Source organism: Janthinobacterium sp. DSP2-3-3, from assembly GCF_049897325.1.
GTDB lineage: Bacteria > Pseudomonadota > Gammaproteobacteria > Burkholderiales > Burkholderiaceae_D > Janthinobacterium.
In genome coordinates this window covers 1-15,060 of the sequence record NZ_JAFCWA010000012.1, presented here as the reverse complement: position 1 = coordinate 15,060, position 15,060 = coordinate 1, and the positions used below count along the sequence as shown (strand labels likewise).

Genomic DNA, 15,060 nt, shown 5'->3' with positions numbered 1-15,060 from the left:
TGGCGCAGACGCCACCAATGGAATTAATTTTATTTCATTTTCAGCGCTGAGCTAGCCGTTTTCTGCGATTGCCCTCAAATAGGGACTATACGCGCGCCTGAATCAGCGCGGCTGTAGCATTTTTCCTACTGATTTTCCCTTCCCGATTTATTTTGCCGGCGCCAAGCCCGCCAGCGCATCGTCCTCTTCCGCCTCATCGTCCCTATTTGCCTGCTGGCGTTGCCACATTTGCGCGTACAAGCCATCGGCCGCCAGCAATTGCGGATGCGTGCCCCGCTCGACGATGCGGCCATGGTCGAGCACCAGAATTTGCTGGGCATCGGCCACCGTCGACAGGCGGTGCGCAATGACCAAGGTGGTGCGGTTTTTGGCGATCTCCTTCAATTGCGCCTGGATCGCCTGCTCGGCCTTGGAGTCGAGCGCCGACGTGGCTTCGTCGAAGATCAGGATGGCCGGGTCTTTCAGCAAGGTGCGGGCGATGGCCACGCGCTGCTTTTCGCCGCCCGACAGCTTCAAGCCCCGCTCGCCCACCATGGAGTTGTAACCATCTGGCAAGCTTTCAATAAAATCATGGATCGACGCCGCTTTTGCCGCCGCCACGATGGCCTCCTTGCTGGCGCCCGGCTTGCCGTAAGCGATGTTGTATTCGATGGTGTCGTTGAACAAGACCGTATCCTGCGGCACGATGCCGATGGCCGCACGCAGAGAGTCCTGCGTGATACTGCGCAAGTCCTGGCCATCGATGGTGATGCTGCCGCCATCGACTTCATAGAAGCGGAACAGCAAACGCGACAGGGTCGACTTACCCGAGCCGCTGTGGCCCACCACGGCCGTCGTGGTGCCGGCCGGTATCTGGAAATCCACGTCGAACAGGATTTTCCGCTTGGCTTCATAGCTGAAATCCACGTGGTCGAAACGCACGGCTGCGCCGCGCGTGACGAGCGGTTTTGCGTCCGGCGTATCGGCGATTTCGCGGTTTTCGTTCAGCAAGGAAAACAGACGCTCCATATCGGCCAGGCTTTGCTTGATTTCGCGGTAAATGACGCCGAGGAAATTGAGAGGGATGTACAGTTGGATCATGAAGGCGTTCACCAGCACCAGGTCGCCCAGCGTCATGCTGCCGTTGATCACGCCCACCGTGGCGCGCCACAGGATCAAGGTGACGGCCGTGGCGATGATCAGCGACTGGCCCGTATTGAGCAGGGACAAGGATGTTTGCGATTTGACGGCGGCCGATTCATAGCGCTGCAAGCCTTCGTCGTAGCGCTTCGCCTCGTAATCCTCGTTGCCGAAATATTTGACGGTTTCATAGTTGATCAACGAATCGATGGCCTTGGTATTCGCCTTCGAGTCCAGGTCGTTCATGGTGCGGCGGAAATGCGTACGCCAGTTCGTCACCAGCACGGTAAACGCGATGTACGACACCAGCGCCACCGCCGTGATCACGGTGAACCAGATGTCGTAATGCAAGAACAAATAGCCGAGCACGAGGGTGATTTCCACCAGGGTCGGCAAGATATTGAACAAGGTATAGGAAATGAGCGAACCGACGCTACGCGTGCCCCGTTCGATATCGCGCGTCATGCCGCCCGTCTGCCGGTTCAGGTGGAAGCGCAGCGACAAGGCATGCAGGTGGCGGAACACTTGCAGGGCGATGGTGCGCACGGCCCGCTGCGTGACCCTGGCGAACAGGAATTCGCGCAATTCCGTAAACAAGGTGGTCGACAGGCGCAGCAAGCCGTAGGCCACCAGCAAGCCCAAGGGCAACACCAGCAACGCTTGCGGGCTCGCCGCCGTGATCGTCATGGCGTCGACGAGTTTTTTCAGGATCAGGGGCACGCCCACGTTGGCCAGCTTGGCGCCCACCAGGCATAGCAGCGCCAGCAGGACCCGCCATTTGTAGACCCACAAATATGGCAACAAGGTCTTGATGGTGGCGAAATCGCTGTGGCTGGCGGAGGCTGGCGAGCGGGGCGGGGGAGAAGTCTGGGAACGGCGCATGGCGAAGGTCGGCTTTTTATGGTTCAATCGGGGCAATTGTAGCCTTTCATGAGAATAAAAGATGAGCACCTCCCCCGACCGCCCCGACAACTGCCTCGCATCCGGCCTGCCCGCCGGAAAAATGCCGGAATTGCGCATGATGCCCGCGCCGTCCGACGCCAACGTGTACGGCGACGTCTTCGGCGGCTGGATCATGTCGCAAGTCGATATTGCCGGCTCGCTGCCGGCCACGCGGCGCGCCAACGGCCGCGTTGCCACCATCGCCGTCAATTCCTTTGTCTTTAAAAATCCCGTGTTCGTCGGCGATCTGCTCTCCTTCTACGCCGAAATAGTCAAGGTTGGCAATACCTCGATCACCGTCAATGTGGAGGTGTATGCCGAGCGCAACCGCCTGCAGGCGTGCATCGTGAAAGTCACGGAAGCCACGCTGATCTACGTGGCGACCGACTCCGACCGCAAACCGCGCAAGGTGCCGCCCATCGAGACCTTATTGTCGTCTTGATTGTCGCAATAATCCCACATTGCATGGCCAGCCGGCATGGATAGCCAGCGCCGCATCTTCCTGCTCAGTGCCGCGCGCATCAGTGCGCTGGCCGCTGCCGGCGGCGTGCTGTCCGGTTCCGGCGCGCGCGCCGCCACGCGCCTGAATGGCACAGGCTATCCTTTTGCGCTCGGTGTCGCGTCCGGTTCGCCCTTGCCGGACGCTGTCGTACTGTGGACGCGCATCTGCTACGACCCGCTGCAGGTGGCCGCCACACCCGCCATCGCCCTGAACGTGCGCTGGGAAGTGGCCGACGACGAAGGGTTTCGTCGCATTATCGCCAAAGGGCAAGCCACGGCCACGCCCGCCCTCGCGCACAGCGTGCACGTGGACGTGGGCGGCCTGGCGCCCGGCCGCTGGTACTGGTTCCGTTTTATGTTTGGCGACGCCGTCAGCCCCGTGGGCCGCACACGCACGGCACCCGCCGCCGATGCCCTGCCTGCGTCGCTGAAGCTGGCCGTTGCCTCGTGCCAGCACTGGGAATTCGGCGCGTATGCGGCGCACCGGCACATTGCCGCAGCCGCGCCCGACCTGGTGGCCTTCCTCGGCGACTACATCTATGAATGGGGGCCGTACCAGCTGCAGCACCCACGCCGCGCCGTGCGCACGCACGAAAGTTTCAGCCTGGACGAGTACCGCGCCCGCTACGCGCAATACAAAAGCGACCAGGATTTGCAGGGAGCACACCTGGCCGCGCCATGGATCGTCACCTGGGATGACCATGAAGTGGCCAACGATTATGGCAATGACCGCGACGAATTGCTCACGCCCACCTTTTTGCAGCGCCGCGCGGCCGCCTACCAGGCGTTTTATGAACACATGCCGCTGCGCCTGCTGCCGCTGGGGCGGCGGGGCTTTGTCGACATGCGCATCTACCAGCGCTACGACTGGGGCCGGCTGGCGCGCTTCCACGTACTGGACGACCGGCAATACCGTGCCTATCACGCATGCGCCAGGCCGGGCCGCGGCGGCTCCAATTCCGTCACCACGCGCAACTGCCCCGACTTGCTGAAACCGGAACGCACCATGCTGGGCGAGGAGCAGCAGCGCTGGCTGCAAGCGGGACTAGCCACCTCTCCGGCGCGCTGGAATATCCTGGCCCAGCAAACGCTGATGGCGCAATCGAGCCAGGTGCCCATTCTGCGTCCCGGCGACGAGCGCATATGGACCGATGGCTGGGATGGTTATCCGATGGCGCGCCAGCACCTGCTCGATGCCTTGCGCAGCAGCGGCGCGCGCAACCCGCTGGTGCTGTCAGGCGACGTACACACCTTTTATGCCACGGAACTGAGCCGCAACGCCACGCGGCCCACCAGCAAGGATAATCCCGTGCTGGCCACCGAGTTTTGCGGCACGTCCATCACCTCGAGTTCCCGCCCGCAGGCGCGCACCGAGCAGTACGTGGCGATGAACCCGCACATCCGTTACGGACGCAGCGACAAGCGCGGCTATATGTTGATGGAAATCACACCGGAGAAAACCACGACCCTGTTCCAGGGTTTGGAGAATGTGCGCGACAGCGCATCCGGCATCGCAACACTGGCCAGCTTTATCGTGCGCGACGGCAAGGCTGGCTTGCAGGAAAGCTAGCAAGTACTTTTCAAGGCATCGCGGTAGCGCCGGCTGACGGGCACTTCGCCACCCGTGGACAGCACGGCGCGCGCATCGCCCGATTCCAGCGGCACGATGCTTTGCACGAAATCAAGGCTGACGATATAGCTGCGGTGCACGCGCACAAAGCGCTTGCCGTCCAGGCGGCGTTCGATGGCTGGTGGCTGGGCAATGACAAGGAATTGGGGGCGGAACTGGCGCGCCTGCGCTGGCGCACGCTGTGGCTGGGCTTCGGCGCGTTTGCCGTGTACATGTTTTTCGACCAGATTTATTCAGAAAAACTGCTGACCTGGGCCTCGGCTGGCTCCTGGCCCATGCGCAGCCTGTACATGTGGCTGGCCATCTGCGCCATCCTGGGCTGGTCGCATACGCTATTGAACCGGCCCCTTTGCCTGGCTGCCATGGGCCAGCCAAGCCGTCTTTCCCTGCTACCTATTACTCCAGAGCGCGATCGTGCTGCTGGCCTACTGGCTGGTGCCCCTGAAGCTGGGCCTCGTGCTGGAGCCACTGCTGATATTGGCTGGCACGCTGGCAAGCTGCTGGCTCGGGACTTCGCTGCTGATCAGCAAGGTGAACTGGCTGCGCCCGTGCTTTGGCCTGCCCAGCCGCCCAGGCCGGAACCTAGTGGCGGACACGGCCTTGGCAGTGAACTAAGCCACTTTCTTTTCGTCGCGCAATTGACGGCGCAAGATCTTGCCGACATTGGTCTTCGGCAATTCATCGCGGAACTCGATGTATTTCGGTTTCTTGTAGGCCGTCAATTCATGCTTGCAATGCTCGCGGATCTGCTCCACCGTCAAGTTCGGATCCTTGCGCACGACAAATACTTTTACGGCTTCGCCCGCGTTGGCATCCGGCACGCCGATGCAGGCGCATTCCAGCACGCCCGGGCACGAAGAGACCACGTCCTCCACCTCGTTCGGATACACATTGAAGCCGGAAACGATGATCATGTCTTTCTTGCGGTCCACGATCTTCACATAGCCGCGCTCATCCATGACACCCACGTCGCCCGTCTTGAAGTAGCCGTCGGCCGTCATCGACTTGGCCGTCTCGTCCGGACGCTGCCAATAGCCCGCCATCACTTGCGGGCCGCGCACGGCGATCTCGCCCGGCTCGCCCAGCGGCACTTCCACGCCGTCATCGTTCAAGATCGCCACTTCCGTCGAGGGGAATGGCAAGCCGATGGTACCCGTGAATTCCGTGATATCGACGCGGTTGCCCGTCACCACGGGCGATGTTTCCGACATGCCATAGCCTTCGATCAGCGGGCAGCCAGTCAGTTTCAGCCAGCGTTCGGCCACGTTGCGCTGCAAGGCCATGCCGCCGCCATTGCACACTTTGTAACTGGAAAAATCGAGCTTGGCAAAGTCGGCATTGTTCAGCAGCGCGTTGTACAGGGTATTGACGGCCGGAAAGACGACGATTTTGTGCTTGGACAATTCTTTGACGAAACCGGGGATGTCGCGCGGATTGGGAATCAGCACGCTCATGCCGCCCAGGCGCATGCCCATCAGGGCGCTGACCGTCAACGAATAGATGTGATACAGGGGCAAGGCGCACATGAATCCCATCGAGGTGGCGCGCATCTCAGGCGTCATCACGGGCGACATCCACGCCTCGTTTTGCAGCACGTTGGCGATCACGTTGCGGTGCAGCAACATCGCGCCCTTCGACACGCCCGTCGTGCCACCCGTGTATTGCAGGAAGACGATATCGTCATGCCCCTGCTGCACGGGCTTGAGCGTCAGGTGCGCGCCTTCGGCCAGCATCTTGTTGAAACTGATGGCGCCAGGCAAGGAAAACGCAGGCACCATTTTCTTGATCTTGCGCACGACGAAGTTGACGATGGTGCCCTTCAAGCCGCCCAGCATGTCACCCATGGTGGCGACGATCACATGCTTGACCTGGGTATGCGGCAACACTTGCTCCACCGTGGTGGCGAAGTTTTCCAGCACGATGATCGCTACACTGCCCGAGTCAATCAACTGATGCTGCAATTCACGCGGCGTGTACAACGGATTGACATTCACCACGGTATAGCCGGCGCGCAAAATTGCCGCCATCGCCACCGGATATTGCAGCACGTTCGGCAGCATGATCGCTACGCGCGCGCCCGGTTGCAGCCCCTTGCTTTGCAGCCAGGCCCCCATCTGCAGCGACAGCTGGTCGAGCTCCCGGTAGGTAAGGAATTTATCCATGCACACGAAAGCGTTACGGTCCGCATATTTCTGGAACGACTCTTCCAACAAATGCGTCACGGAACGGTATTGCGTGCAATCAATCTCTGCGGGAACGCTGTCCGGGTACGACTTCAACCAAATCTTGTCCATCTTGCCTCATCTTTATCTGTAAAAGGGATGCGCCTCCTGGTGCATCCCACACTGTTTATGCTGCGGTCTTCGTTTCGTCACGCAGGGCGCGACGCAAAATCTTGCCGACGTTAGTCTTCGGCAGTTCATCGCGGAACTCGATGTATTTCGGCCGCTTGTAACCGGTGAATTGTTCCTTGCAATACGCGGCCAGCACTGCCTGGGTCAGGTTCGGATCCTTGCGTACCACAAACACTTTCACGGCTTCGCCCGAATGCTCATCGGGTACGCCCACGCAGGCGCACTCGAGCACGCCGGGATGGGCAGCGATGACGGCTTCGACTTCGTTCGGATACACATTGAAGCCGGAGACGAGAATCATGTCTTTCTTGCGGTCCACAATCTTCACGTAGCCGCGTTCATCCATGATGCCCACGTCGCCCGATTTGAAATAGCCATCTTGTGTCATGACCTTGGCCGTTTCATCGGGACGGTTCCAGTAGCCCGTCATCACTTGCGGGCCACGGATGGCGATCTCGCCCGTCTGGCCCAGCGGTACTTCCTTGCCGTCATCGTCGAGAATCGCGATCTCGGTCGACGGAATCGGCAAGCCGATGGTGCCGGAAAACGCAGTGCTGTCGGCGCGGTTGCACGTGGCGACAGGCGACGTTTCCGACAGGCCATAACCCTCGATGATGGACACGCCCGTCGCTTGCAGCCATTTGTCATTGACGGCTTGCTGCACCGCCATACCGCCGCCATTGGCAATCTTCAAGCCCGAGAAGTCGAGCTTGGCAAAGTCGGGGTGGTTGACCAGCGCGTTATACAGCGTATTAACCGCGGGCAGCAGGTTGAATTTATACTTGCCCAACTCCTTGATCAGGCCCGGGATATCGCGCGGATTCGGGATCAGGATATTCAGGGCGCCCACGCGCGTGCCCCACATCGCGCACGCCGTCAGGGCAAAGATATGGTACAGAGGCAAGGCACAGACCACGATCATCTGTTCCTTGCTGTTCTGGTCGAGCGCCGCGCCCGACCACGCTTCGCTTTGCAGCACATTGGCGATCACGTTGCGGTGGCTCAAGGTCGCGCCCTTCGACACGCCCGTGGTGCCACCCGTGTATTGCAGGAAGGCGGCGTCGTTGATGCTCAGCTCGACGGGCGTGAGTTTCATGCGGCTGCCGAGCGCCAGCGCCTGCTTGAAACGCATGGCGTTCGGCAAGGAATACGCAGGCACCATCTTCTTGACGTTGCGCACGACAAAATTGACGAGCATGCCTTTCAAGCCGCCCAGCATTTCACCCATGCTGGCGACGATGATGTGCTTGACGGCCGTCTTGCCCAACACTTGTTCGAGTGTATGGGCAAAGTTTTCCAGCACGATGATGGCTTCGCTGCCCGAATCATTGAGCTGGTGCTCGAGTTCGCGTGGCGTGTACAGCGGGTTGACGTTGACCACCGTGTAGCCGGCGCGCAAGACGGCGGCAATCGCCACCGGATACTGCAGCACGTTCGGCATCATCAGGGCGACTCTGGCACCTTTTTTCAAACCACGGCTTTGCAGCCAGGCACCCAGCTGGCGCGAATAGGTGTCGAGTTCGGCATAGGTGAGAAATTTGTCCATGCAGACATAGGCATTGCGGTCTGCATATTTTTGAAACGCTTCTTCCAGCAAATGCACCAGCGAACGATATTGATCAGGATCGATGTCGGCGGGAACGCCGGGAGGATACGACTTCAGCCAAATTTTTTCCATCCTGTGCCTCTTGTCTCGAATAATCGTGGGGGAGCCGGCGCACCCTGCCGGCGCGGATCATTGCTGCGGATTCTGTCGTCCGGCAGTCAGTTTGAGCATTCTGACGAGCAATTGCTCTATGCTACTAACGCGATGCTATCGGGCGCCGCGCTTCCATGCAAGCGCTTTCAACAGTATTCGAGCGGCAGCTCTAGGGGCTTTTTGTGTTGCAGTGCAGCATGATAAATACACTGTTGCAGGATCGTTTGCCCTGACGTGCGAGACAATCTTTAGGGGTCACGGGCTGGACAATTGTTCCAGCACACGCCTGCGCTCAGGCTTCTTGATCTGGGTCATTGTGTGCACTGCAGCATAAAAAGCACGAAAGTTCTTTTTTTCTTCCAGCAATTTTTTGAAGGCAGGCAAAAATTCATTGTAGGTAGACACGGAAGCCAGGTGCGCATTGCTCAATGGCTGCTCGAACCAGCGGTCGTAACCGGCAAAGCCACCCCACTCTTGCTTCAGCACCTGATATGCGTCTTGCAGTGCAGCAAACACCTGCGCCTTGCGCGTGCGCTTGTCCGCCTCGCTGGCGTCGCTGGCATACACGGCCTCCAGCTCCTCACGATATTTCAGCAGCAAGGCCAGAAAATCCTGGCGCCGCGCCGCATACTGGGCATACGACGCGCGCATGGCGTCATTGCCCTCGCGTGCCAGCCAGCGCTGCACGCCCGCCTCTTCCACCGCACTGGCAAACGACTCGTTGAAGGCCGAATCGCCGGGCACATACACCACCTGGTGCGCCAGTTCATGAAAAATCAGGCGCGCCAGTTCCGCATCGTTGTAGTTGATAAAAGTCGATAGCAGGGGATCGTCGAACCAGCCCAGGGTGGAATACGCGGGCACGCCGCCCACCTGCACGTCGTAATGCTGGGCACGCAACTGCTCGGCATACGCGAGCGCCTCTTCCTTGCTGTAATAGCCTCGATAACTGATGCAACCGGCGATGGGAAAACACCATTGCAGCGGCTGCAGCGACAATTCCGGCGTGGCCACCACGTTCCACAGCACGAACGGGCGCCGCAGGGCCGCGTAGTTCTTGTAGCTGCCATTGTCTGGCAAGTCCAGCTCGCTGACGGCAAAGCGGCGGATTTGCTGCGCCTTGGCCAGGCGCACTTTCAGACGCGGCTCAGTGGCCGGGTCATCGAGCCAGGCATCAATGGGGCGCGCGCCGGACCACAGCGCATATTGCCCCTGCGCCGCTTGCGTGTAGTAGCGCAGCTGCGTGCAGCCACCCAGCAGCATGCACAAGGTGCCAGCAAGCAGGCGGGCCGGCCAGCGCAGCAGGGCCATGGTCAGCCAGCCTTTTCCACTTCGACCAGCGTATCGTAGAAGGTGGGTGCGCGGCCCATGTCAGTCAAGCGCTGGCTGGTCACTTCATTGGCGTTCTTGCCATCGCTGGCCAGCTTCTTCCACCACACGGACAAGCCTACCACCAGGCCGCGCCGCGCCTTGTCCGTCAACCTGGCCTTGGCAACAAAACTGCCACGGTCGTTGAAGATGCGCACCATGTCGCCGGCCACGATGCCGCGCGCGGCGCCATCATCGGGATGAATATCGAGGTGTGGCTCGCCTTCGGCCGCGCGCAGGCTTTTCACGTTGACGAACGTGGAATTGAGGAAATTGCGCGCCGGCGGAGAAATCATGGCCAGCGGATAGCGTGCTGCCAGCGCCGGATTGCTGGCCAGCGATTCGTGCGGTGCAATGTACGTCGGCAAGGGATCGAGTCCCGCCTGCGCCATGGCGCTGGAATAAAACTCGCATTTGCCTGACGGCGTGGGGAAACCGCCTGCGGCAAACGGTGCCTCGGGCATGGCCAGCTTTTGCCAACCCGTGCGTTTCAGAGATTCCCAGTCGAAATGCACGGCACGCGCATCCGTCGCATCGAAGGCCTTGGCCGCCAGCGCATCGTCGCTTTCCTGGAAGCACGGGTCATCAAAGCCCATGTGCTGCGCCAGCAGGCGAAAGATTTCCGTATTCGCCTTCGCTTCACCCAGCGGCGCCACGGCCGCATTGTTCGCCATCATGTACAGGTGGCCGTAGGTGGAATGCGCATCGACATGCTCGAGCTGCGTGGTGGCGGGCAACACGATGTCGGCGTAATCGACGGTATCGGTCTGGAAGTGCTCGAGCACGACCGTAAACAAATCTTCGCGGGCAAAGCCCTGCGCCACTTTCGAGGAATCGGGCGCCACCGCCAGGGGATTCGAGTTGTAGACAATCACGGCCTCGACTTGCGGGCCGAACTCGGGTGAAGTTGTTTTCAGCAGATCGTCGCCGATGGTGCTCATGTTGATGGTGCGCGGCGTACCTTTGAGCAAATCGGGGCGCTGCAAGGCCTTGCGGTCGACGGGAAAGGAACCCGAGCTCGACAGCTGCATGCCACCCGCTGGGTGGCGCCACGCGCCCGTCAGGGCCGGCAGGCAGGCGATGTTGCGCACCGCCATGCCACCGCCATGCACGCGCTGCACGCCATAGTTGGCACGGATGGCGGCGCCCTCGCCAGAACGGCATGCCTGGCCGTACAGGCGCGCCAAGTCCACCACTTCCGTGATGGTGATGCCACACACCTCGGCCACGCGCTCGGGCGGCCATTCCAGGGCCCGCTGTTTCAGTTCAGCATAGCCGATGGTGTACTGCGCAATATAGTCGTGGTCGACCAGGTCTTCGGTGATCAGCACATGCATCAAGCCCAGCGCCAAGGCCGCATCGGTACCCGGCAGCAAGGCGACATGCTGGTGGCATTTTTCGGCCGTCAGCGAACGATACGGGTCGATGGCGATCAGGGTCGCGCCGTTGCGCTTGGCCTCTTGCGCCCGCATCCAGAAGTGCAGGTTCGAGGCGATCGGATTGCCGCCCCAGATAATGATCAATTTCGCATTCTGGAATTGCTCCAGGTCCGTGCCGATGCTGGCGCCCACCGTATAGCGGTAGCCAGTGGCGCCGGCCGAGGCGCAAATGGTGCGGTCCAGCAAGGAAGCACCGAGCTGGTTGAAAAAACGCGACGACATCGATTCGCCCTGCACCAGGCCCATGGTGCCGCAGTAGCTGTACGGCAAGATCGCCTGCGGATCGCGCGCGGCGATCGGTTTCAAGCGGGCGGCGATGGTCTGCAATGCGTCTTCCCAGCTGATGCGCTCGAACTTTCCCTCCCCCTTCTTGCCCACGCGGCGCAGCGGATGCAGCAGCCGGTCGGCATGGTAGGTGCGTTCCGTGAAGCGCGACACCTTCGTGCACAGCACGCCAGCCGTGGTCGGATGGTCGGGATCGCCCTTGACGGCTGTTGCCACGCCATCGGTCACCGTGACCAGGAGGGCGCAGGTATCGGGGCAATCGAGCGGGCAGGCGGCGCGCACTTGGGTGGTGGTCATGGGCAATCCAAAAACGTTGGGGGAAGGCGCTACTGTAAACCATTCCGCGCGCTTGCTGTTGGCGGTTGAGCAAGCTGGGCCGTGCGCTGGATTTACCCGGCAAACAAGGGCTACAATGCATTATTAGCCGCGCCTGCTTTTGATCAAACAGCCGCGGTCCGGCGCGCCCTACATGGCTGCGCGCCAGCATCCACAGGAGAGTCCGATGAAATTAGTTGATCCGATCTTGGCGTTTCAATCCGAGCTGCAAGGTATCCGCCGCGACCTGCATGCGCATCCCGAGCTGTGTTACGAAGAACAGCGCACCTCGGACGTGATCGCCGCCAAACTGACGGAATGGGGCATTCCCGTGGTACGCGGCCTGGGTCGCACCGGCGTGGTCGGCATCATCCAGAATGGCACCTCAACGCGTGCCATCGGTCTGCGCGCCGACATGGATGCCTTGCCAATGCAGGAAATGAATACCTTCGAGCATGCTTCACGCCACCCGGGCAAGATGCACGCCTGCGGCCACGACGGCCACACGGCCATGCTGCTCGGCGCCGCCCATTACCTGGCGCAGCACCGCCATTTCGATGGCACTATATATCTGGTCTTCCAGCCGGCCGAAGAAGGCGGCGCCGGCGCGCGTGAAATGATCGAAGACGGCTTGTTTACACGCTTTCCCATGGATGCCATCTACGGCATGCACAACTGGCCGGGCGCAGAAACGGGCACCCTGAGCGTGGTGGAGGGGCCGATGATGGCCTCCAGCAATGAATTCCACGTCACCGTCAAGGGCAAGGGCGCCCACGCGGCCCAGCCCCACAAGGGCATCGATCCCGTGATGGTGGCCGTGCAAATCGCGCAAAGTTGGCAAACCATCATCACACGCAACAAGAGTCCGCTCGACACGGCCGTGCTGTCGATCACGCAAATCCACGCAGGCAGCGCCACCAATGTGATCCCCGATGATGCCAGCCTGGTCGGTACCGTGCGCACCTTCACCACACCCGTGCTGGACTTGATCGAAGAGCGCATGCGCGAGATCGCCGTGCACACGGCCGCCGCCTTTGGCGCGGAAGTCGATTTCCACTTCAAGCGCAACTATCCGCCGCTGGTCAACCACGCGAAAGAAACGGCGTTTGCCGTCGACGTGATGAAAAGTGTGGTGGGCACCGACAAAGTCAACGCGAATGTCGAACCGACCATGGGCGCGGAAGATTTCGCCTTCTTCCTGCAGGAAAAGGCCGGCTGCTACATTTTCATCGGCAATGGCGATGGCGAACACCGCGATGGCGGCCATGGCCTGGGTCCGTGCGTCTTGCACAATGGCAGCTACGATTTCAACGACCATCTGCTGCCCATCGGCGCCACTTTCTGGGTCAAGCTGGCCGAAGCGAGCCTGCCCATCGCTTGAATCAGCTCAGTTTATCCGGGCCAGTACCCAGGCGCTGCCCCGGATTCAACGCCTCCAGGGCCAGCAAGGCCGCCGCATGGTCTGCCGTCGGGTACGTTTCGGCAATGGTTTCATAGCGCTGCGTCACCAGTTGCGTCACTGGCAAGGTGACGTGCGCGGCCTGGGCCGCCGCGAGGATGTTGTGCATGTCCTTGATCTGGCTCTTCACCTGCCCACCGGCCACAAAGTTACGTTCCAGCATGCGCTGGCCATGCAGCTCCAAAATCTTGCTCTCGGCAAAGCCGCCACGAATGGCTGCCCGCACGGCAGCCGCATCGGCGCCGGCTGCCTGTGCCAGCAGCAATGCCTCAGCCACGATGGTCAAGGTGGCGCCGACGATCAGCTGATTGCACAGCTTGGCCACCTGTCCGCTGCCTGATGGGCCCACCAGGGTCGGACGGCCCATGGTCGCCAGAATCGCCTCAACCCGTGCGTAATCGTCGGTGCTGGCGCCGGCCATGATGGCCAAGGTGCCCGCCTGCGCCCCGCCGACGCCACCCGACACGGGCGCATCGATGAAAGCATGACCTGCCGCGTGCAAGCTGGCATGAAATTGTTGGGCCTCTGATTGCTTGGTGGAACTCATATCGATCCATATCGCAGCCGCTGGCAAGGCCGGCAGCGCCTCTTGCAGCACCTGCGCCACAATGGGACCGGCTTCCAGCATCGAGATGACCACGTCCGCGCCATTGACCGCCTCAACCACGGAAACGGCCGGCTGTGCCCCTGCCGCACGCAGCACTTGGGCCTTGCTGTGCGTGCGATTCCAAATTGTGACAGAATATCCAGCGCGCAGCAGGCACCGGACCATCGGATCCCCCATCAGACCGATACCGAGAAATGCAATTTTTGTAGAGAATGTCAATTGAACCCCTGAGATCAACAAGTGGCGAGAGCGGCATGCAAAGCAAGGTGCCTGTACAACAATAGCCTATCGGCCAATTTTACGATGAAAGCCTCTATGTTCTTCAAGAAGAATCTCCTCCAATCCATCGCCGCAGCTGCCGCGCTGATGGCGGCCAATGCCGGCTTTGCCGCCGACGACAAACTGATCGACTCCGTCTACGGCGAATATGCCAAGGGCGTGAAGGTACAAATGGTACGCGCTGGCGTAACCTCGAATTGGGATAAGGCCTGGTTTGTATCGAATGGCACACAGTTGAGCGGTTACTGGGATGCCAGCATCGGCGGCTGGGATGCCAAGAGCTATCAGAATGTCCCAGGCCAGCATCAAAAACTGTGGGACCTGGGCTTTACCCCCGTGTTCCGTTTTGAAAATATGAACAAGCTGGGTTTTTATGCGGAAGCCGGCATCGGCGTGCACATGCTGTCAAAACTGTACAACAACGACGATGACCGCCTGTCGACCCACTTCCAGTTCGGCGACCATATCGGCGTCGGCTATATCTTCAATAACAAATGGGAAGTCGCTGCGAAAATCCAGCATTTCTCGAATGGCGGCTACAAAAAGCCAAACAGTGGCGTCAATTACATGAATATCAAAGTCGCTTATCACTTTTAATGCGTTTGACAAATGACAAAGGCAGCGCGTAGCGCTGCTTTTTTTACGCCTGTATGCTGTAAAACCTGCCAAAGCATCAGACGAAAAAAAACCCGACCATTTCTGATCGGGTTTTTCTCTACTACGAATAACAAGCCTGACGATAACCTACTTTCACACTGGTTGCAGCACTATCATCGGCGCAAAGTTGTTTCACGGTCCTGTTCGGGATGGGAAGGGGTGGGACCAACTTGCTATGGTCATCAGGCATAACTTGTACTGACGGTTGCTCCCAATTGGGCAGCAGCGTCATGAATCTGGAAGAAGTGTCGATTATTTACTGAGATATTACTTGGGTAATGATTGCGATCAACAACACGCAACATGTACTTTCTCATCCTCTGTACCTGCTAAGGTTATAGGGACAAGCCGTACGGGCAATTAGTACTGGTTAGCTTAATGCATTACTGCACTTCCACACCCAGCC

12 protein-coding genes and 1 rRNA gene are annotated in these 15,060 nt (G+C 60.0%); 5 read left to right on the top strand and 8 right to left on the bottom strand.

What is annotated here, in order from left to right:
• Positions 1-147: 147 nt before the first annotated feature.
• Entirely contained in the window at positions 148-2,001 is a 1,854-nt protein-coding gene (locus ACP7DE_RS21650) for an ABCB family ABC transporter ATP-binding protein/permease (protein WP_426074023.1), read from the bottom strand.
• 136 nt (positions 2,002-2,137) lie between these two features.
• Here ACP7DE_RS21650 and ACP7DE_RS21645 point away from each other — a divergent pair, with 136 nt between their 5' ends.
• A complete protein-coding gene (locus ACP7DE_RS21645; protein WP_426074187.1) occupies positions 2,138-2,503 on the top strand; it encodes an acyl-CoA thioesterase in 366 nt (121 codons plus the stop codon).
• Positions 2,504-2,539: 36 nt separating this feature from the next.
• Positions 2,540-4,132 (top strand): alkaline phosphatase D family protein, encoded by a 1,593-nt coding sequence (locus tag ACP7DE_RS21640; RefSeq protein ID WP_426074021.1) that lies wholly within the window; start codon positions 2,540-2,542, stop codon positions 4,130-4,132.
• Here the strand turns inward: ACP7DE_RS21640 and ACP7DE_RS21635 are convergent.
• Positions 4,129-4,296, bottom strand: coding sequence for a LytTR family DNA-binding domain-containing protein (locus ACP7DE_RS21635; protein WP_426074186.1), 168 nt, complete (start codon positions 4,294-4,296; stop codon positions 4,129-4,131). The two genes, ACP7DE_RS21640 and ACP7DE_RS21635, sit on opposite strands and share 4 nt — an antisense overlap.
• Positions 4,297-4,606: 310 nt before the next feature.
• Between ACP7DE_RS21635 and ACP7DE_RS21630 the strand changes: the two genes are divergently transcribed.
• Positions 4,607-4,807 carry a hypothetical protein gene (locus ACP7DE_RS21630; RefSeq protein ID WP_426074020.1) on the top strand — a complete coding sequence of 67 codons (201 nt, stop codon included), beginning with the start codon at positions 4,607-4,609 and terminating at the stop codon, positions 4,805-4,807.
• On the opposite strand, the gene ACP7DE_RS21625 is transcribed toward ACP7DE_RS21630, so the two are convergent.
• From ACP7DE_RS21625 to ACP7DE_RS21610, 4 genes are all read right to left on the bottom strand, one after another.
• Positions 4,804-6,486: a long-chain-fatty-acid--CoA ligase gene (locus ACP7DE_RS21625; RefSeq protein ID WP_426074018.1), complete on the bottom strand. Its 1,683-nt coding sequence runs from the start codon at positions 6,484-6,486 to the stop codon at positions 4,804-4,806. The two genes, ACP7DE_RS21630 and ACP7DE_RS21625, sit on opposite strands and share 4 nt — an antisense overlap.
• Before the next feature lie 55 nt (positions 6,487-6,541).
• Complete coding sequence (locus ACP7DE_RS21620; RefSeq protein ID WP_426074017.1) at positions 6,542-8,224, bottom strand: long-chain fatty acid--CoA ligase; 1,683 nt, start codon at positions 8,222-8,224, stop codon at positions 6,542-6,544.
• Between the two features lie 276 nt (positions 8,225-8,500).
• A complete protein-coding gene (locus ACP7DE_RS21615; RefSeq protein ID WP_426074016.1) occupies positions 8,501-9,556 on the bottom strand; it encodes an aminopeptidase in 1,056 nt (351 codons plus the stop codon).
• Between the two features lie 2 nt (positions 9,557-9,558).
• Entirely contained in the window at positions 9,559-11,634 is a 2,076-nt protein-coding gene (locus ACP7DE_RS21610) for a molybdopterin-containing oxidoreductase family protein (protein ID WP_426074015.1), read from the bottom strand.
• A 205-nt stretch (positions 11,635-11,839) separates the two neighbouring features.
• Between ACP7DE_RS21610 and ACP7DE_RS21605 the strand changes: the two genes are divergently transcribed.
• Positions 11,840-13,033 carry a M20 aminoacylase family protein gene (locus ACP7DE_RS21605; protein WP_426074014.1) on the top strand — a complete coding sequence of 398 codons (1,194 nt, stop codon included), beginning with the start codon at positions 11,840-11,842 and terminating at the stop codon, positions 13,031-13,033.
• A 1-nt stretch (position 13,034) separates the two neighbouring features.
• Here ACP7DE_RS21605 and ACP7DE_RS21600 read toward each other — a convergent pair whose 3' ends face one another.
• Positions 13,035-13,937: an NAD(P)-dependent oxidoreductase gene (locus tag ACP7DE_RS21600; RefSeq protein WP_426074013.1), complete on the bottom strand. Its 903-nt coding sequence runs from the start codon at positions 13,935-13,937 to the stop codon at positions 13,035-13,037.
• 84 nt (positions 13,938-14,021) lie between these two features.
• Here ACP7DE_RS21600 and ACP7DE_RS21595 point away from each other — a divergent pair, with 84 nt between their 5' ends.
• On the top strand, positions 14,022-14,594 hold the full coding sequence (locus ACP7DE_RS21595) for an acyloxyacyl hydrolase (protein ID WP_426074012.1): 573 nt from the start codon (positions 14,022-14,024) through the stop codon (positions 14,592-14,594).
• Between the two features lie 134 nt (positions 14,595-14,728).
• Here ACP7DE_RS21595 and rrf read toward each other — a convergent pair.
• Positions 14,729-14,841: ribosomal RNA gene (gene rrf, locus ACP7DE_RS21590) — 5S ribosomal RNA — on the bottom strand.
• Between the last annotated feature and the right edge of the window lie 219 nt (positions 14,842-15,060).